The organism is Shewanella japonica (assembly GCF_002075795.1).
In the GTDB taxonomy this organism is placed as follows: domain Bacteria; phylum Pseudomonadota; class Gammaproteobacteria; order Enterobacterales; family Shewanellaceae; genus Shewanella; species Shewanella japonica.
Genome location: NZ_CP020472.1, coordinates 1,659,824 through 1,680,126, shown reverse-complemented (window position 1 = coordinate 1,680,126; position 20,303 = coordinate 1,659,824). Strand labels below are relative to the sequence as shown.

The 20,303-nt window shown below is 41.8% G+C and carries 17 protein-coding genes; 1 reads left to right on the top strand and 16 read right to left on the bottom strand.

Translation table 11 applies throughout. From position 1 onward, the window contains the following. Positions 1 to 15 precede the first annotated feature (15 nt). Entirely contained in the window at positions 16 to 903 is an 888-nt protein-coding gene (gene dgcS / locus SJ2017_RS07235; protein ID WP_080915328.1) for a diguanylate cyclase DgcS, read from the top strand. 175 nt (positions 904 to 1,078) lie between these two features. On the opposite strand, the gene tilS is transcribed toward dgcS, so the two are convergent. The 16 genes from tilS to tsf form a co-directional block, all read right to left on the bottom strand. Continuing rightward, complete coding sequence (gene tilS / locus SJ2017_RS07230) at positions 1,079 to 2,572, bottom strand: tRNA lysidine(34) synthetase TilS (RefSeq protein WP_080915327.1); 1,494 nt, start codon at positions 2,570 to 2,572, stop codon at positions 1,079 to 1,081. An 83-nt stretch (positions 2,573 to 2,655) separates the two neighbouring features. After that, positions 2,656 to 6,129, bottom strand: a complete 3,474-nt coding sequence (dnaE, locus tag SJ2017_RS07225; protein ID WP_080915326.1) for a DNA polymerase III subunit alpha — start codon at positions 6,127 to 6,129, stop codon at positions 2,656 to 2,658. 214 nt (positions 6,130 to 6,343) lie between these two features. Further along, entirely contained in the window at positions 6,344 to 6,973 is a 630-nt protein-coding gene (gene rnhB / locus SJ2017_RS07220) for a ribonuclease HII (RefSeq protein WP_080915325.1), read from the bottom strand. After that, a complete protein-coding gene (gene lpxB, locus SJ2017_RS07215; protein WP_080915324.1) occupies positions 6,970 to 8,139 on the bottom strand; it encodes a lipid-A-disaccharide synthase in 1,170 nt (389 codons plus the stop codon). The genes rnhB and lpxB overlap by 4 nt, the downstream gene beginning before the upstream one ends. Positions 8,140 to 8,147: 8 nt before the next feature. Then, positions 8,148 to 8,918 (bottom strand): acyl-ACP--UDP-N-acetylglucosamine O-acyltransferase, encoded by a 771-nt coding sequence (gene lpxA, locus SJ2017_RS07210; protein ID WP_055023076.1) that lies wholly within the window; start codon positions 8,916 to 8,918, stop codon positions 8,148 to 8,150. Next, on the bottom strand, positions 8,915 to 9,376 hold the full coding sequence (gene fabZ, locus SJ2017_RS07205) for a 3-hydroxyacyl-ACP dehydratase FabZ (RefSeq protein WP_055023077.1): 462 nt from the start codon (positions 9,374 to 9,376) through the stop codon (positions 8,915 to 8,917). Before fabZ ends, lpxA begins: the two co-directional genes overlap by 4 nt. A gap of 37 nt (positions 9,377 to 9,413) precedes the next feature. After that, the gene (gene lpxD / locus SJ2017_RS07200) at positions 9,414 to 10,433 is read right to left on the bottom strand and encodes a UDP-3-O-(3-hydroxymyristoyl)glucosamine N-acyltransferase (protein WP_080915323.1); all 1,020 of its coding nucleotides are present in this window, start codon (positions 10,431 to 10,433) and stop codon (positions 9,414 to 9,416) included. Next, entirely contained in the window at positions 10,433 to 10,930 is a 498-nt protein-coding gene (locus tag SJ2017_RS07195) for an OmpH/Skp family outer membrane protein (protein ID WP_055023079.1), read from the bottom strand. The genes lpxD and SJ2017_RS07195 overlap by 1 nt, the downstream gene beginning before the upstream one ends. Positions 10,931 to 10,986: 56 nt before the next feature. After that, positions 10,987 to 13,470, bottom strand: coding sequence for an outer membrane protein assembly factor BamA (gene bamA / locus SJ2017_RS07190; protein WP_055023080.1), 2,484 nt, complete (start codon positions 13,468 to 13,470; stop codon positions 10,987 to 10,989). Positions 13,471 to 13,500: 30 nt separating this feature from the next. Further along, entirely contained in the window at positions 13,501 to 14,862 is a 1,362-nt protein-coding gene (rseP, locus tag SJ2017_RS07185; RefSeq protein WP_080915322.1) for a sigma E protease regulator RseP, read from the bottom strand. A 14-nt stretch (positions 14,863 to 14,876) separates the two neighbouring features. Then, a complete protein-coding gene (gene ispC, locus SJ2017_RS07180) occupies positions 14,877 to 16,067 on the bottom strand; it encodes a 1-deoxy-D-xylulose-5-phosphate reductoisomerase (protein WP_080915321.1) in 1,191 nt (396 codons plus the stop codon). 6 nt (positions 16,068 to 16,073) lie between these two features. Next, positions 16,074 to 16,931 carry a phosphatidate cytidylyltransferase gene (locus SJ2017_RS07175; RefSeq protein WP_055023083.1) on the bottom strand — a complete coding sequence of 286 codons (858 nt, stop codon included), beginning with the start codon at positions 16,929 to 16,931 and terminating at the stop codon, positions 16,074 to 16,076. Between the two features lie 21 nt (positions 16,932 to 16,952). After that, positions 16,953 to 17,777 carry an isoprenyl transferase gene (locus SJ2017_RS07170; protein ID WP_080915320.1) on the bottom strand — a complete coding sequence of 275 codons (825 nt, stop codon included), beginning with the start codon at positions 17,775 to 17,777 and terminating at the stop codon, positions 16,953 to 16,955. 83 nt (positions 17,778 to 17,860) lie between these two features. Beyond that, on the bottom strand, positions 17,861 to 18,418 hold the full coding sequence (frr, locus tag SJ2017_RS07165; RefSeq protein WP_055023085.1) for a ribosome recycling factor: 558 nt from the start codon (positions 18,416 to 18,418) through the stop codon (positions 17,861 to 17,863). Between the two features lie 127 nt (positions 18,419 to 18,545). Continuing rightward, positions 18,546 to 19,274, bottom strand: coding sequence for a UMP kinase (pyrH, locus tag SJ2017_RS07160; RefSeq protein WP_055023086.1), 729 nt, complete (start codon positions 19,272 to 19,274; stop codon positions 18,546 to 18,548). A 67-nt stretch (positions 19,275 to 19,341) separates the two neighbouring features. Beyond that, a complete protein-coding gene (gene tsf, locus SJ2017_RS07155) occupies positions 19,342 to 20,193 on the bottom strand; it encodes a translation elongation factor Ts (RefSeq protein WP_080915319.1) in 852 nt (283 codons plus the stop codon). Positions 20,194 to 20,303 lie beyond the last annotated feature (110 nt).

Here is a 20,303-nt window from a genome sequence, read left to right as displayed (position 1 = left end):
AATGAGGTAGTAAAAATGGATTACGCCATAGCTTCACAGCCATATCCAGAACAAAACTGGGGAAAATCAGCGCCTTACACAGCTGGCAAAGATCACAACTCAGATAATAATTTGATGGAAATCTTGCAGCAAATGCACTCAAGTTTAGAGCCAAGAACGGTCTTTGCCAGTTACGGCAAATCACTAGGCCAATTATTGCCGATCCAAGGTGTACAACTGAATCACCAGCTAAAACTAAACTGGGGTCGTTGTCATGGACTTAATCAACAAAGAGTGATTAGCGGCTTTGGTGAGCCTTATAGCATCAAATATTACCTTAGCTCACCATTAACACCCGACCAATTAATACAGCTTAATGAAATTGAAAAATTGTTTTGCCAACCATTTTTAAATGCAACTAAGTACAGTCAAATGTCGAATCAAGCCATGTTTGATGCATTAACAGGCTTAGGTAATCGCTATTATTATCGACAAAGCATCAAGAGCGCATTGGCCAGAGCCAACAGAAACCAAGGTGATATCTCTTTGGTTGTGCTCGATTTAGACAACTTTAAAAGTGTAAATGATCAACACGGACATAAACTTGGCGATACGATTTTATCTTCATTTGCTGAACTGATTAATGACGCTATTCGAAATACCGATCAAGCTTTTCGTATTGGTGGTGACGAATTTATAATTATAGCTCAAGGAAATGCACTCGAAATGACGCCTTTGTGTCAGCGTATCATTAACACCATGGAGTCACATCCGTTAATGAGCACTTTTCAAGTTAAATGCAGCTTAGGCGTGGCAAGTTCAAGTGGCGCACAAACCCAAGATAAACTGTATGAAAGTGCTGACATGGCGTTATATGAAGCCAAAGATGCGGGCAGAAATTGTTTTAGAATTTGCAATGACTAAGGTATGAATAGACAAAACTTAACAGAGTTAAACTCTTGATAATAAATCACAAAAATAGTTGTGATTGTTCAGCTATATTAGCGAATCACTTTAACGTTGAGCGTTCTTAGTGAGTAAAAAGATTGCCGTTTTATACTAAGTTACCTTGAAGAAATGCAGTAACTGTTTGTAAACGTTAATCTGATGTCTGCATTTTATAGTTTAATAGTAAACCGATTTCATCAGCTTTAGCTAAGTAGCGTTTATCGATCCACAAGCCAATGGCGGCAACTAACACTTCGCCATAAAAAACCAAAGCTACTCTATCCCTCATCCAAGGCGGAACGGCAAGTTCTTGCCATATCTTTTTAAGCTCTCGTCCTTTATCCCTAAAGTGGGGTTGACAGCGGGTACTCCCTTTCGCTGTAAAGGCAATGCTAACCGAGGTTAAATCCGTTATCGATAGTCGCGCTCCTTGAGTACTCGCTCCCACTGAGACATGTAAAGGTTGAGGTGATTGCTCACCTTCTAAATTATTTATAGATAGACTGGATAACTGAACAGTACAAACCTCTTCGGTTCGCATGTCTAACATCTGAATCGCATTAGTCAGCAACTCAGCATCAATGCTCTGTGATGCCTCTAAGTCCTTTTTACTGTTCTTGGATACAACATAGGCACATCCAGCAAAACGTTTAATCGAATATCCGGCACACTGGACATCTACGTTGGCATCATTAGCAGCGTACAATAGTTGACTCACAATTTGCTCAAGCTGCGACTGAGACGGTAATTTGTAGCCTTGAGCTAAAATAAAACCGCGTAACAGCAAGTTTTGCCATTCACTTGATTGTTCTTTGAATGTTAATAGCGCTAAACCAGGGCCTGATAAACTAAAACTCGGAGAGTACGTAATGAATTCAGGAAGTCGCTGAGTCACTTCAGCGTCAACGATAGATTGCTGCTGCGCACAAAGCTGCGCGCTGCGAGATGCTGTTGCAGCAATACTCGGCCAACGTTGCTTTAGTCTAGGAATGATATCTTGACGCAGAAAATTTCGATCATACTGGGTGTCTAAGTTACTCTCATCTTCGATATGAATTAATGACTTATCGATTGCAAATGCCTCAATGTCACTACGAGAAAAGCCCAGCAAAGGTCTAATGACCCAACTTTGTTGATGAAATGCTTGAATGCTCCCCATAGCTGCCAAACCTTTCGGGCCTTGACCACGTTTTAACGCTAGTAATAACGTTTCAAGCTGATCATCTTGATGATGGGCCGTTAAGAGAATATCACCAGGATTAAGGTACTTTTTAAAAACTTGATAGCGAGCATCTCGGGCGATTGCTTCAAGACTCGTCCGAGATGTTTTAGTCAATGAGACATGTTCTACTTGAATAGGGAGTTGATATTGACTGGCTTGTGATACACAGTGCTGCGCCCACTCATCTGCATTTGGGCTTAAACCATGATGCACATGGACCAATAAACATGAAATATGCGGGTTTTGCTGGGCAAACTGGCTCAAGCCGTAACAAAGACACTCAGAATCAACCCCGCCGCTGTATGCCAGCACAATTTTATTCGGTGAATGATGAGCAGCATTAACAGCACCAGCTGGGTTGTTAATCGATAACAAAGCTGATGTGTGCTGCTTAATCGCTTCACAGATATTAATGATTTTCATCAGCTTGTCCCTTTTAACATACTATGATTAATCCAGTGCGTTACTCAGCGCACTTAACACGACAAAGTTACGCAGAGTTAACACTAAAAAACAATCTTAACGTTACTCGAGCCGACCAAGCTTTCAATTGCTAACATCAGCTCATCGGTAGGGTTAACACGCCACTCATCCCCTAAACGTAATTGCCCTGCGGCTTCACGCTGCTGATAATTAATCACTACTGGTACGCTACCATTTTTCCAAGGCGAAAGCGCTTGTTCAAATTTTTCCAGCCACTCAGGGTTAATATCCTCAGCTGTAACATTAATTTCTACCGCATTAGCAAAGTGACTTCTCGCCTCACCGATTTCGATAATATTGCGTGCAGTCATTCGGTTACCGCCAGCAAAGTCATCAAAGCTCACTTCACCTTCACAAATCAAAATACGATCTTTTTCTAAAAGATGATTAAATTTCTCAAATGCCTCAGTAAACAACATGACTTCTAATCGCGCACTTTTATCATCAAGAGTGACCAAGCCCATTTTTGAGCCTCGCTTGGTGATCATCACTCGAGTAGCAATAACTAACCCTGCAGCTTTAACGGTTTTACCGCGATCAGTTGGGTGAACGTCTTTCAATCGTCCAGAAGTGTATTGTCTTAACTCTTTTAAATACTGATTAATTGGGTGACCAGTAAGGTATAAACCTAATGTGTCACGCTCGCCTTCAAGCCAAACTTTGTCAGGCCATGTAGGACATTCGACAAAGCTTTGTTTGTTATCTTCTGGCTCAGAATTAAGTAAGCCAAACATATCATTCTGGCCAATGGCTTCAGCTTTCGCATGTTGAGCAGCGGCTAAAATCGCTTCAGGTAAGGTCGCCATCATGGCCGCACGATGTGGGCCTAAATTATCGAGTGCTCCTGCGCAAATCAGCTTTTCAATCACCCGCTTATTTAGCTTTTTAAGATCGATACGAGCACAGAAATCAAACAAATCGGTAAATGGGCCATCTTTACGCGCATTTAAAATCGATTCTACAGGGCCATCACCCACCCCTTTAATCGCACCAATCCCATAAACAATGTTTAAGTCGTCATCGACAGTAAACTTGAACAATCCTTTATTCACATCAGGTGGTATAATTGGCAAGCCCATACGCTCACACTCATCAACCAAAATCACAATTTTATCCGTGTTATCCATATCAGCGGACATTACTGCTGCCATAAACTCTGCAGGATAATGGGTTTTTAGCCACAAGGTTTGATATGAAACTAGCGCATAAGCAGCCGAGTGAGATTTGTTGAAACCGTAACCCGCGAACTTTTCTACCAAGTCGAAAATTTTCATCGACAATGGCCCATCAACGCCATTCTTAATTGCGCCAGCTTCGAAAGTACCCCGTTGCTTAGCCATTTCTTCAGGTTTTTTCTTACCCATAGCACGACGAAGCATGTCCGCGCCACCTAAGGTATATCCAGCCAATACCTGCGCAATTTGCATAACCTGTTCTTGGTATAAAATAATACCGTATGTCGGCTCTAGTAAGTCTTTTAACGACTCATGTTGATACTCTGCATCAGGATAAGAGACTTCTTCACGGCCATGCTTACGCTCAATAAAGTTGTCTACCATGCCGGACTGCAAAGGTCCTGGGCGGAATAACGCCACTAATGCAATCATGTCTTCAAAACAATCGGGCTGCAGACGTTTAATCAAGTCTTTCATACCACGAGACTCCAACTGGAATACCGCCGTGGTTTCATAACGCTGCAATAATCTAAATGATTTAGGGTCAGTCAAGCTAATGGATTCAATTCTGACGGGTTCTTCCCCTGCTTTTTCTAAGCGAGGGTTAATCATCTGCAAAGCCCAGTCGATAATAGTTAGGGTTCTTAATCCCAAGAAATCGAATTTAACTAAACCAGCCGTTTCAACATCATTTTTATCAAACTGAGTCACTGGGTTTAAGCCTTCTGCATCACAATATAGTGGTGAGAAGTCAGTGATGACTGTCGGTGAAATTACAACACCACCAGCATGTTTACCCGCGTTTCGGGTCACACCTTCAAGGCGGCGACACATGTCAATAAGCTCTTTGACATCTTCATCGCCATTATAAGCTTCTGGCAGTGACGGCTCGACTTCGAACGCTTTAGCCAGTGTCATGCCAGGCTCGGCTGGGATCATTTTGGTAAGCCGTTCAACAAAACCATAAGGATGACCTAACACTCGCCCAACATCTCGTACTACCGCTTTTGCCGCCATCGTACCGAAGGTAATAATTTGAGAAACTGCATCACGGCCATATAAATCGGCAACGTGGTCAATTACCTCATCACGGCGATCCATACAGAAGTCAACGTCGAAATCGGGCATGGATACACGTTCAGGGTTCAAGAAACGTTCAAATAACAAATCGTATTCTAATGGATCTAAGTCAGTAATTTTAAGCGCATAAGCCACTAAAGAACCGGCACCAGAGCCACGTCCCGGTCCAACAGGTATGCCATTATCTTTACCCCATTGAATGAACTCCATTACGATCAAGAAGTAACCAGGGAACCCCATTTGGTTAATCACTTTTAGTTCAACATCGAGACGTTCATCATACTCAGGACGTTTCTCTTTACGCTCTTGCTCGTCAGGGAATAAAAACTCTAAACGCTCTTCCAGACCTTTTTCAGACACTTCAACCAAAAAGTCTTCAATGGTCAAATCGCCTGTTGGGAAATTAGGTAAGAAATATTCATTTAAGCGAATCGTGACATTACAGCGTTTGGCAATTTCAACACTGTTTGATAATGCAGATGGAATATCAGCAAACAAATCACACATTTCATCTTCGGTTCGGAGATATTGTTGTTCACTGTATTTTTTAGGTCTACGAGGATCGGCTAACGTAAAGCCGTCATGAATCGCAACCCGAATTTCGTGAGACTCAAAGTCGTCAGCTTTTAAAAACACCACTTGGTTAGTTGCAACAACAGGTAATTCATTTTCTGAAGCCAGTTTAACAGCCATATGAAGATAACGTTCTTCATCCGGTCTGCCCGTTCTGATCAACTCTAAAAAGTAACGATCATGGAAGTGGGTTTTATAGAATGACACCAGCTCTTCAACTTGCGCCATGTTACCTTTCAATAGCGCTTTACCAATATCGCCATCTTTAGCACCTGAAATCAGCAAGATGCCTTGATTAAATTTAACTAACCATTCCTGATCGATGACCACTCTGCCGTTAAGTTGGCCACGTAAATACGCTTCACTGATTAATTGAGTTAAGCTTTGATAACCGTCATTGTCTAAGGCGATAATGGTAATAGCACAGTATTCATCTGCAAAACCTGGCACTTTCATCCAAAAGTCAGCGCCGATAATCGGTTTTATTCCCGCGCCATGACAACCGCCATAGAATTTTACTAGACCACAAAAGTTATTCTGGTCAGTAATTGCTAATGCTCCCATACCAAGTTCTGAGGCTTTCGCCAGAATAGGTTTAACTTTTGCCACGCCATCAGACATGGAAAAATCACTGTGAACACGGAGATGGACGAAACGAGGATCGGACATAGAATATGAGTATCTTTGAAATGCATGATTAAAAGGAAAAAACCGTTGACCAGATTAGCAAACTACGCCAATTTATAATAGAGAAATTAATATCAATCTAAGCGGAAAGTCAACGGTTCAGCCCTGACCTCGTAAGTTGAAATTACAGGGCTTCGTAACAAATAATAATCTAAAAATAATGAGGTAAAAATAATGAACTAAAAGTCATCGCTCATCATGACTGATTAAGAATAGCCATCACTGGCTTAAAACTTTTGCGATGCTCAGGTAGTACGCCGTGTGCTTCTAATGCTTCGAAGTGAGCTTTTGTTGGATAACCTTTGTGATTAGCAAATCCATATTGAGGATATCTGGCATCTAATGCATCCATTTCACGATCGCGAGTGACTTTAGCGATAATTGACGCTGCGCTAATCGCTGCAACTAATCCGTCACCTTTTATAATCGCATGGCTTTGAATACCAAAATCAGGGGTACGATTACCATCGACTAAAACCTTTTCTGGTTGAATGGATAATCCAGCAACAGCTCGCTGCATTGCTAACATAGTGGCGTGCAGAATATTGATATCATCAATTTCGGTTGGCGTTGCTCTACCAACACTGATGGCTAAGGCTTTATCTGTTATCTCGTTAAACAATAACTGTCGACGCTTTTCTGATAGCTTTTTAGAATCATTTAACCCCGCTATCGGCTGATTAGGATCAAGAATAACAGCGGCAGTCACCACATCCCCTACTAAAGGACCGCGGCCGACTTCATCCACACCAGCAACAACACCACGAGTGATATACGCAACTTGCTCAGGTGTAATCCCTTTAATGACTGTCGGTATTCTGCTCATGATTTCACTTCTTGCAGTGGAGAGTGGCTTATTAATTCGATAACAGCGTCTGCAGCTCGATCGCTGGCGTTGCAGCGAAGGGTTTCATGGATTTGCTCAAACTCAGCTTTCAATGGCGTAAAGTCACGATTTAGCTGTTCAATCACAGCTGCAGAAATATTGTTCTCGTTACATTCATCTTGAACAATTTCAGGGATTAGCGCACGACCCGCTAATAAATTTGGTAAAGAATAGTGCTCGACCAACATCAGTCGCTTTGCCAAAGTGTATGTCATCGCATTAACACGATATGACATCACCATCGGACGCTTAACAAGCATGGCTTCTAACGCCGCCGTACCGGATGCTAACAATATGGCATCTGATGCCGCCATCACAGCACGAGATTGTCCTTCAACCAATTCGATTTCAAGATCTGGCGCAAACTGTTTAAGTGCCGTTATAAACTGTTCACGGCGAGCTTGATTAACCAAAGGCGTCACAAATTTAATATCTGGATAGGTTTGCTTAATAATGACTGCAGCTTTGATAAATGGTTCGGCAAGTTGCTTGAGTTCACCACCTCGTGAACCAGGCAAAATCGCTAAATATTCCGCTTGCGGATCTAAACCAAGCTGCTCACGGGCTGCAAGCTTGTCGCTTTCCATGGGAATATCATCAGCTAAAGTGTGACCAACAAAAGTACAAGGTACCTGATGCTTGTCATAAAATGCTTTTTCAAACGGCAGTAATGACAGCACCATGTTGGTTGCTTTTGCGATTTTAAAAATACGTTTTGGACGCCAAGCCCATACAGATGGACTGACATAGTGAACGGTTTTAATCCCTTGTGCTTTGAGTTTAAGCTCAAGACCAATATTAAAATCGGGTGCATCTATGCCAATAAAACAGTCAGGTTTTTCAGCACAAATATTTTTAATTAACGTCGCGCGCACTTTAAGCAATCGTGGTAATCGCGCGAGGACTTCAACAATTCCCATGACAGCAAGCTCTTCAAATGAAAAGTAACTCTCAAAACCGAGCGCTTCCATTTGCGGCCCACCAATACCGATAAATCGTGCATCAGGGTATTGTTTTTGCAGTGACTTTATTAATCCTGCACCTAAAATATCGCCGGAGAGTTCTCCGGCGACCATTGCAAATATACGAGGGGTATTATTTGTCATGTTATCTTCTATCGAATGATCCCGCGAGATGAGCCATTAATAAACTCAACCATCCCTTTTACATGTTCATCTGATTCAGCATCGGCTGTGATTTCAGCTAATGCTTCTTCAATTGTCAGGTTTTTACGGTACAACGATTTATACGTACGGCGAATAGCATGTTGAGTTTCTTTAGTGAAACCACGGCGCTTAAGACCTTCAACATTCAACCCACGAGGGATTGCTGGGCTACCTGCTGCCATCACAAATGGCGGCACATCTTGGAAGATAGTAGAAGAACCTGCAGTAAACGCATGAGCACCAATATGAACAAATTGATGTACGCCTGTCATGCCGCCTAAAATTGCCCAGTCACCGACGTGTACATGACCAGCAATTGACGCATTGTTAGCCATAATAATGTTATCGCCTAATACGCAATCATGAGCAATGTGCACGTAAGCCATCAATAAATTGTTCGAACCAATACGCGTTTCACTGTTGTCTTGAATCGTGCCACGATGAATGGTGACATTTTCACGAACAATATTGTTGTCGCCCATGATTAATGTCGTTGGCTCACCTGCGTATTTTTTGTCCTGACATTCTTCACCAATAGATGAAAATTGAAAGAAGCGATTACCCTTACCTATTACGCTTGGGCCTTTAATAACCACATGGGAACTAATCCAAGTATCATCGCCGATTTCAACATCAGCGCCGATATAACTCCAAGGACCAATGGTAACGTTGTTACCAATTTTTGCATCGGGATGTACGAATGCTAACTTATCAATCACTTGTTAATCTCTCTGCGTGCACACATTATTTCGGCTGAACAAGCTAGTTCACCATCAACAAATGCCTGTCCTTCAAATACACCAATCCCTCGGCGCTCTTTAATCATTTTAACGTGAAAATGTAATTGATCCCCTGGTGATACAACACGTTTAAAACGGGCTTTATCAACACCAGCAAGTAGGTATAGCACATCTGGAGAAGGATCTGGGCTCATGGTTTTAAATGCAAGTAAGCCAGTAGCCTGTGCCATTGCTTCAATAATTAACACGCCGGGCATGACAGGTTTAACAGGAAAATGGCCTTGGAAGAAAGGTTCGTTAAACGTCACGTTTTTGATCGCATGTAATGATTCACCAACGGTGTAATCTAAAACACGATCGACAAGTAAAAATGGGTAACGATGAGGAAGATATTGAAGAATTTCTTCAATATCCATTGTATTCAATTGGTTTGCCACACGTAATTCCTCGAAATGGCGTTAACGCCATTTACTGCTAATCTTTTATTTTTTTCTCAATCTCTTTCACACGATTGAACAATTCATCTAAATGGCGGAAACGAACCGTATTACGTCGCCAGCTCTTATTATCCATTGCAATTGTAGCAGATGAATACAGACCAGGCTTACGAATTTCGCTTGTTACATTGGTACTGCCTGAAATATGTGTGCCATCCGCCACTTTAAGGTGACCTGCAATTCCACTTCCGCCGCCAACAATACAATATTTGCCCAAAGTTGAGCTACCGGCTAAGAAAGACGTCCCTGCAATCGCTGTATTTTGGCCTACAACACAATTGTGGGCGATTTGGACTTGGTTATCGATGATAACGCCATCATGAATTTCAGTGTGTGACAATGCGCCACGGTCAACTGTAGTACCAGCTCCGATTTCGACATTATCACCAATTCTCACGCCACCTGTTTGTGGAATTTTAATCCAGTTACCGCGCTCATTGGCATAGCCAAAACCGTCAGAGCCAATGACACAACCAGAATGAAAGATACAATTTTGTCCCACTATCACGTCATGATAAAAGGTGACATTTGCCTTCAAACATGTGCCAGAACCAATAATTGATTGCTCTGCGACAACGCTTCCAGCACCGATTTGCACATCATTGCCAATAATCACATTGGCATCAATCACGACATTTGCCGCAATAGCAACATTTTTACCTAATTGGGCAGAAGCATGAATAACTGCTGAGGGGTGAATACCTGTTGCCACTTTCGGGGTGGTATCAAGTAATTGCGCTACGCGTGCAAATCCTACGTAAGGATCTTTTAAAACCAAAGCATTACCAGAGTAATCTTCGGCATCTTTTTCACTCAATAACACCGCACCAGCTTGAGAAGATTCAAGCTGTGCACGGTACTTACTATTGGCTAAAAAAGAAAGTTGATCTGAAGCAGCATCTTCAAGGGTCGCAACTCCGGTTATTTCCAGAGAATCATCACCCAAAATCGTTGCGCCCAACAGCTGACCAAGCTCTTTTAAAGTCACAGTTTTCATTAGTTGCCTTTACTTAACGCTTGAACAACTTTGTCGCTGATATCAGCTTCTGGCTTTACAAAGATTACAGCACCACGTTGAAGAACGATGTCATAAGACTCTTTCTGTGCAATGGTGTTGATTGCTTCTTGTACTTTAACTAAAAGCTTGTTTTGCTCTTCACCTTGACGACGACGCATATCTTCATCAAGTGCTTTGCCTTTTAGTTGGAAGTCAGATTTTAACGACTCCATTTGACGTACAAGATCAGTCTTTTGGCTGTCGCTCATCAACGCGCCATCACGTTGCTGCTTCTCAACCATAGTACGCATTTCTTCTTGCATTTTTTGTACTTCAGCAACACGGTCACCAAATTCAGTTTTTAGTGATTGTGAAATTTGTTCACGTTGAGGTAGTTGCTCAAACACTTCGCCCATATCAACCACAGCAATTTTCTCAGCATGTGCCATCATAGGTGCACTTAAAAATGCCATTGTTACTAACGCGCGATTTACCATCTTTTTCAAAATAGACTCCTTGTTATTATCAGCAAAACTTGCCGAGTGTATTTGTTTTAGAACGTTTTGCCAATATTGAACGAAAAGATCTCAGTTTCATCATCTTCGTATTCTTTAATCGGCCAAGCCAAGCTAAACACCATAGGTCCCATCGGCGATAGCCACTGAACACTCATACCCCATGAGGCACGTATTCTGCTTGGGTCACTATAATCTTCCAATTTATCAAACTCATCGGCTGGAAGATATCTATACGAGTCATAATCGAACTCGGTATCCCATACGTTACCTGCATCAACGAAGAAGCTGGTACGTACTGAATTTGAATAAGCTTCATCCAAGAATGGAGTCGGCACAATCATTTCCATACTGGCAGTCGCAATTGCGTTACCACCAATCGATCTTCCTGAGCTCACTTGTACTCTATTTGGCTCACCCGGTAATGAACAGCTGTCACCAGAAGGATCTGGAGAACATGGTTCGCTACCACGGTATAAATAGAATGAACGTGGACCAACAGAGTTTGACTGGAAGCCACGTAATGAGCTGCTACCACCTGAATAGTAGTTTTCCCAGAAAGGAAGAATTTGGTCATTATCATTAAACTGGCCATAACCATTAGCATAACCCAAACGTGCACGGGTCAATAATACAAAGCTATGATTACGAGTTAATGGGAAATAGAAGTTGGTATCTAAATCTGTCTTAAAGTACTGTAAATCAGAACCTGGAATGGTCGCTTTAGCGCTAAAGCGCTGTGATGAACCATCGGTTGGGAAAGTACCACGGTTTAATGTACTGCGGCTCCAACCACCATTAAGCTCAAAGTTATCAAAACTTAAATCAGCATTAGGATCATCTGACTCACGATAAACATTATAGAAACGTAATGCTTGTTCATAAGCAGAAATTTCAGAAATTTGGTTATGACGGTAACCAATACCACCGTTCAAACGGTTGTATTCGTTAATCGGGAAACCTGAATTTAATGCAATACCATAAGATTTGTTTTTATAGCGCTCAAGGTTAGCCTCGTTCGCATCAAACTCATTCCAATAAATGCTACCACCTAAACTCACACCATCTTTAGTAAAGTATGGGTCAGTGTACGAGAAGTTTACATTCTTAGAGTATTTGTTGGTGTTTAAGCTGACGCCAGCTTGGTTACCTGTACCTAAGAAGTTACTTTGCTGAACACCAAACTGAAGGCTCAGACCAGATTCAGTACCGTAACCAACACCTGCGTTAAATGAACCCGATGGTTGCTCTTTAACGTTAAATGCGACATCGACAAGATCATCACTTCCAGGTACCTGAACAGTCTCTGTATCAACGGTCTCAAAGTAACCTAGACGGTTAAGACGTGCTTTTGATTGTTCGACTTGTGCAGAGTTTAACCATGCACCTTCCATTTGACGTAATTCACGACGCATTACTTCATCTTTTGTCACTGTATTACCAGTGAAATTAACCGAGCGAACGTAGACACGTTTACCAGGGTTAACATTGATGTTTAGCGCAACTTCTTTAGATTCGTCATCAATTTCAGGGTAGGTTTTCACTTCTGGATAAGCATAACCAAATCGGCCAAGGTATTTGCTGTACATTTCTTCGGTGAACGTAACATCGCCACCGTTGTATGTATCACCTTCTTTAATCGGCAAAATCGCTTTCATTAACTTTTCACGGCCCATTAGCTCACCGGTTAAGTTAACTTCAGAAACCTGATACTTCTCACCTTCATCAACATTGATGGTGATATACAATCCTTTTCTGTCAGGTGTCATCGCCACTTGTGTCGAAGTCACCTCAAAACGAATGTAACCTTGGTTATGATAATAGGTTTTTACCGTTTCTAAATCTGCTTGTAGTTTTTGCTTTTGGTATCGACGTTCGCCGAATAAATCCCACCAAGCAACATAGTCTTTAAGCTCTAATAAACCGATCAACTCTGCATCTGAGAACACGCTGTTCCCAACCACGTTGATTTGGCGAATTTCAGCCGCAAGACCTTCGGTGAAGTTAAACTTCAGCTCAACACGGTTACGCGGTAAGTTAATGACTTCAGCTTCTACTTTTGCGCCATATTTACCGACACCGTAGTAGAAGTCTTGTAAGCCTTTTTCAATCCCCGATAACATGGTTCTATCGAGAGACTCACCTATTTTAATACCTGAGCCATCTAAACTTTCTTGAAGCTGCTCATCTTTAATGTCTTTGTTACCTTCAAAGGTCACGGCACTAATTGTCGCACGCTCTTTGACTGTAACGATTAACACCCCATCTTCATGAGCAACGTTAATCGTTTCAAAGTTAGTTGAGGCGTACAAGCTTTTAATCGCTTGCTGTAATTTAATTTGATCTACAGTATCGCCCACTTTAACGGGGAGACTAAGCAAGGCGGCACCAAGTGCAACTCGCTGTAAACCATCAATCTGGATGTCGGTCACTTCAAATGGTTGGAAAGTATCAGCCACACCATTGCCTGAAAATGACGCACCGACTAAAATCATCGAGGCAAAAAGTTTATTAAATCTCATAGAGCACTTCTAATTATTTGTGTTCCCTGCTCAGAGTCTGGAAAAATCATTGAAGATGGCAATGCTCATCAACAACAGCAGCATAACTGCACCAAACCTGAATCCTATGTCCTGAACCTTTTCTGGTACAGGCTTACCCGTAATCACTTCGATAAAGTAATACAGCAAGTGTCCCCCATCGAGTACTGGCAAAGGCATTAAATTAATAATCCCTAAGTTCACACTGATGAGTGCGATAAACCCAAGAAAATACACTAATCCATAGTCTGCGCTGGTGCCAGCACCTTGAGCTATTGATATAGGTCCACTCAGGTTTTTCACCGACACATCGCCGGTAAATAATTTTCCAATCATCTTAAAGCTGACAACAACCAGTTGCCAGGTTTTATCTGCAGCTGCAGCAAAGGAATCTACTATGCCATACTCAAGCTGGAAGCGCATACTTTCAGGCCAATCAATTTGAGTTGGGCTTACACCAACAATGCCAATGGTTTCTCCGTTTGCATTTGTTTGTGCTTGCGGGGTGACAATGATAGTTAATTGCTCATTGTTACGTGCGATGGTCAGGTTAACGTCTTTGTTTGCAGACGTTTGTATCACATCAACAAAATCATTCCAATCTTGATAAGGTTGGCCATTTACCTTGAGTATTTCGTCACCCAACTGCAAACCAGCGATTTCGGCCGCACTACCGTTGGTTACAAGCGCAATCACTGGCTTAATTCCTGGGCGATATATTCCTAGACCCATAGCCCCAATAGGCGACTCTTTGTCTGGATCAAATTGCCAATCACGGATATCTAGTGTGTAAGTTTTTTCTGATGCTGTTGTCGAAGACAAAGGAACTAAGCTAATGTCCAGTTCTTTACCGCCAATATGGCCAACTAAAGCAAGGTTAACTTCTTCCCAGTTTCTAACTTTCTGGCCAGAAACTGCCACAATTTGCATCGGTTCTTTTAACTCAATTTGAGCGGCTGGAGTATTTGCTCTTGTTGTATCAATAACAGGTTTTAGTGAAGGGACCCCAATAAGATACATTAAATAAAGTGCCACAATAGCAAATAAAAAGTTTGCAATCGGTCCTGCGGACACAACCGCGATCCGTTGCCAAACGGTTTTACGGTTAAATGCCTGATCTTTTAACTCTTCAGGCACATCCTCAACTCGCTCATCGAGCATTTTGACGTAACCACCCAAAGGGATCATGGCAACGACATACTCAGTGCCATCTTGACCCACTTTACGCCAAATGGCTTTACCAAAACCAATAGAAAAACGTTCTACTTTGATGCCACAACGACGTGCAACCCAAAAATGTCCGTATTCATGTGCAGTAATCAAAATACCCAGTACGACAATAAATGACCCCAGGTTCCATAAAAAATCTAACATTGTTCTCCTACGAACTAGTTAATCAATTTGATTGCTTCGTTTGCGATTATACGAGCTTGTCCGTCTAACGCCATAATATCTTCAATCGTACCTAATGCTGAATGGGATACCCGTTCTAAACATGACTCATTAACACGAGCGATATCAGTAAACTTTATCTTTTCATTTAAAAAAGCATCAACAGCAATTTCGTTTGCTGCATTGAGTACAGTTGTAGCCTCTTGACCTTGTTCACATGCTTTCATCGCAAGAGCTAAACAAGGGAAACGTTGGTAGTCAGGTTCACAAAAGCTTAATTCTCGGACTTTGAAAAAATCCAAAGGTTCAACTCCAGCGTAAATTCTTTCTGGAAAAGACATACAATGCGCAATAGGTGTGCGCATATCAGGGTTACCCATTTGTGCAATCACTGAACCATCTTTGTATTGCACCATGGAGTGAATCACGCTTTGAGGGTGAATCACCACTTTCAATTGCTCTTTATTGGTATTAAAAAGCCAGCGCGCTTCAATAAATTCAAGCCCTTTATTCATCATGGTGGCTGAATCAACAGAAATCTTAGGTCCCATAGACCAATTAGGATGATTACATGCTTGTGTTGGTGTCATTGCACTTAAAGCGGCAATATCTGAAGTCAGAAATGGTCCACCAGAACCCGTTAATAAGATATGGGAAATTCCAGATGCCGTTAAATCACAGGTTCCGAGATTTGCTTGAATATTGGCAGGGAGACATTGAAAAATTGCGTTATGCTCACTATCGACTGGCAGTAGCGTCGCATTATTTTCACGCGCAGCCTTCATAAAAAGTTCACCAGACATCACCAGTGACTCTTTATTAGCTAATAGCACCCTTTTGCCCGCTTTAACCGCAGCGTAAGTTGACATTAACCCCGCTGCGCCAACAATTGCTGCCATCACGGTATCTACTTGAGTGGCTGTAACAAGACTTTCAAGTTCATCGGCGCCTGTGGTGACATCAATATTGAGGTTCGCTGGTAACGCTTCTTTAAGCGCTTGCGCCGCAGTTGAATCCACCATATGCGCGACACGAGGTTTATGCTTCAGACACAATTGAAGCATCTTTTCTACACTGGCATTGGCAACTAAACCATAAACGCAGTATTGCTCTGGATTATGCTCGATAACACTTAGCGTACTGCTTCCGATAGAGCCCGTGGCTCCAAGGATGACCATATTTTGCATGGTTGATTAAATCCAGAATGCGAGATAAATGAAAGTAAAAACAGGTAATGCTGCAGTCAGACTGTCCATTCTATCTAATACACCACCGTGACCCGGTAAGATTTTTCCTGAATCTTTTATATTAGCTGCTCGTTTAAACATACTTTCAGACAGGTCACCAAATGCTGAAGCTATTGCCGTAATTAAGGTAACCGCAATTACAAGCCCAAGCTCTTGTTCTGGTGAGTAATACATAACACCTGCCACAACCGCCATAGTCGCAACTAAACCACCACCAAGGCCTTCTAAAGTCTTATTAGGGCTCACTTTCGGCATCAATTTATGCTTGCCTAATGAACGACCAGCAAAATAAGCTCCTGTATCAGCAGCCCAAACAATTAGCATGACTAAAAAGACTAAAGTACCACCAAAGTAAGGATCAACATTAGCACTGATTGACTTGAGGGTGATAAGTGAGACAAAACAGGGAATTAACGTTAACTGTCCAAACATTGATTTTAACATCGGACTGGCTTGCCAAATGCTGCCACTTTTAGGATAAGTAAACACTAACAAGGTGCTAATTACCCACCAAAAAAGGCCAATTGAAATGACGGCTAAAAAGATAGGATGAACTTGGCCTTTCAGCCATAATGCCTCAACTGGAACAAATATATTAAGTGCAATGAGAATTAACGAAACCGTGACGGTAAACGTCCATTGAGTGACTGTACATTGTGGGTCAATAAAACTCCCCCACTCTTTTGCTCCAATCATAAAAACAGGCACGAGTGCCCAAGCAAAATATTCTGCTGGTAAAAAGAAAATGGCACCTATCACTAATGGAAGGAGCCATAGTACAGTCATAATTCGTTGTTTTAACAAAGCAAAAGCCTCTTAAATTTTTTATACAGCTCGTATTTCTTCAATTTGACTGCCAGTCAAACCAAATCGACGCTGCCTACTGGCAAAAACGGCAAGTGCATCTTTAAAAGCTTGCTCGTTGAAGTCTGGCCACAAAGTCTCAGTAAAGACCAATTCTGCATATGCAGCCTGCCATAAAATAAAATTACTGATACGGTAATCACCGCCAGTTCGTATCATTAAATCTACTTCGTGCTGTTCACTCATACACAGTTGTTGATTTAACGACTCTTCTGTCAATTCACTTAACTCAATCTCGCCTTGGGCAACTTTATCTGCAAGCTTTTGAGCTGCTTGTAAAATATCCCAACGGCCACCGTAGTTAGCTGCAACATTAAGCACTAATCCGGTATTTTCTGCAGTGTGTTGTTGTGCTTTTTCAATCTGTTTTTGTAAACGTGCAGAAAAACGACTGGTATCACCAATGATATTTAATCTTACATGGTTATTATGCAGTAGTTTAATTTCTCTTTGTAATACTGAGAAAAACAACTCCATTAGTAAACTGACTTCTTTATCTGGCCTGCGCCAGTTTTCACTTGAAAATGCAAATAAGGTCAGTGACTCAATGCCTAGTTGGCTCGCGACACTCACAGCTCGGCGTACAGCTTTTACACCAGCCTTATGACCAAACACCCTTGGTTTTCCTTGCTGCTGAGCCCAGCGGCCATTACCGTCCATAATAATAGCGACATGCTTAGGTAGCGACTGCTTTACTGCTTCAGATAATTGCCCTGGCAATTGTTCTGATGACGCAATATCAGCACTCGACTTTGTTTCTGGCTCATATCCAACAGTGGATGACATCTATTACAACCCTTTCAAATAGACAAACGCCGTGTAGTATAACCTTACACGGCGCTTTAACTCTAGCTTTGCTAGGTTGAGAATTAGACTTCCATCAATTCTTTTTCTTTAGCAGCTAAAATTCCATCAATATTCTTGATGCTTGCATCAGTGAACTTTTGGATTTCATCTTCGCTACGGCGAACATCATCTTCAGTACACTCTTTGGCTTTCTCAAGCTTTTTAACTTCACTGATAGCATCACGACGTACATTACGTACTGCAACACGACCATTTTCAGCTTCGCCACGTACGACTTTGATGAAGTCTTTACGACGTTCTTCAGTCAGTGCAGGTAGTGGAATACGCATTGCGTTACCAGCAGTCATTGGGTTTAGACCTAAGTCTGAACTCATGATCGCTTTCTCAACAGCTTGAACCATAGTGGCATCAAAAACAGTTACATTTAATGTACGAGAATCTTCAATACCAATGTTTGCCACTTGCTTAAGTGGTGTCATTGCACCGTAATATGACACTTGAATTGAATCAAGTAGGCTTGGGTGAGCACGACCAGTACGTACTTTAGCCATTTGGTTTTTAGTAGCTTCAACACATTTTGTCATGCGCTCTTGAGCATCTTCTTTAATTGTATCAATCACGATAAATATCCTTTTGGTCACAAATACTTATTACTTAAGCGATAATCTGAGAATGGCACATAGTCGTTGCTATGTCGATATTCGCTCATTGGTATACATTTAGTTTAAACAAATAACCTTTATGAGATTATTTCGTTTTAATATGCGTACCTTCATCTTCACCCATGATAACACGGCGTAAAGCACCCGGTTTATTCATGTTGAAAACTAAAATAGGCATATCGTGGTCACGGGCTAGCGTAAATGCCGCTAAGTCCATTACCTTAAATTCATTTTCTAATACTTCGTCATAGGTCAAAGTATCATATTTAACTGCGTCAGGATCTTTCATTGGATCAGCAGAATAAACACCATCAACTTTTGTGCCTTTAAGTACAACTTCTGCTTCAATTTCGATACCGCGTAAACAGGCTGCTGAATCAGTTGTACAAAATGGGTTACCTGTACCAGCTGCAAAAATAACAACTCGGCCAGATTTTAATAAACTAATTGCCTCTGCCCAGTTATAGTCATCACAAACACCTTTTAAAGGAATTGCTGACATTAAACGTGCATTGACATAGGCACGGTGCAGTGCATCACGCATCGCTAGGCCGTTCATCACAGTTGCAAGCATCCCCATATGGTCACCAACAACACGATTCATTCCAGCTTGTGCTAAGCCTTCACCACGGAATAGATTACCACCACCAATAACAACACCAACTTGAATACCTAACTCAACCAACTCTTTCACTTCTTGAGCCATACGGTCTAAAACTTTAGGGTCAATGCCGAAGCCTTCTTCGCCCATTAACGCTTCGCCGCTTAGTTTTAAAAGAACGCGTCTAAATGCAGGTTTTGGATTGGTGCTCATAATTTTTTCCTGATTATAACAAAACCGCAGCGGTTGCTGCGGCTTTAGGGGATGAAGAGATAATTACTTATGCTTTTTTAGTAGCAGCAATTTGTGCAGCAACTTCTGCAGCGAAATCTTCTTCTTTCTTCTCGATGCCTTCACCAACTTCTAAACGGATGAAGTTAGAAACAGTAGCGCCTTTCTCTTTAAGAATGTCGCCAACAGTTTTCTTTGGCTCCATGATGTAAGCTTGACCAGTAAGAGAGATCTCACCTGTAAACTTCTTCATGCGACCGATAACCATTTTCTCAGCGATTTCTTGAGGCTTACCTTCGTTCATCGCGATCTCAACTTGAAGTGCTTGCTCACGAGCAACAACATCAGCTGGAACGTCAGTTGGGTTAACGAATTCAGGCTTAGAAGCAGCAACATGCATTGCAATGTGCTTTAATGTTTCTTCGTCAGCTTCACCAGAAACAACAACACCGATACGGTCGCCGTGACGGTAAGAAGATTGAGTAGCACCATCGATGTATTCAACACGACGAACATTGATGTTCTCACCGATTTTAGCTACTAGCGCAACACGAGTTTCTTCGAATTGTGCTTTAAGATCTTCAATAGTTACTTTAGAAGCAGCTGCAACAGCTAATACTTCGTTAGCGAATGCTAAGAAGTTTGCATCTTTAGCAACGAAGTCAGTTTGACAGTTAACTTCTAATAAAGCTGTGTAACCTTCACCTGCTTGAATAAGGATAGTACCTTCAGCAGCGATGTTACCTGCTTTTTTAGCAGCCTTAGCAGCACCACTTTTACGCATGTTATCGATAGCTAGCTCGATATCACCGTTAGTTTCAGTTAGTGCTTTCTTACAATCCATCATGCCAGCGCCAGTGCGGTCACGAAGTTCTTTAACTTGGGCAGCAGTAATTGCCATTGTTAAATCCTCTATTTTAAATTCGTCTAATATTGCATTTAAAAACAGGGGCCCATAAGGCCCCTGTTCACCAATTAACTATTGGTACATAAGGGGGATGGTAACCATCA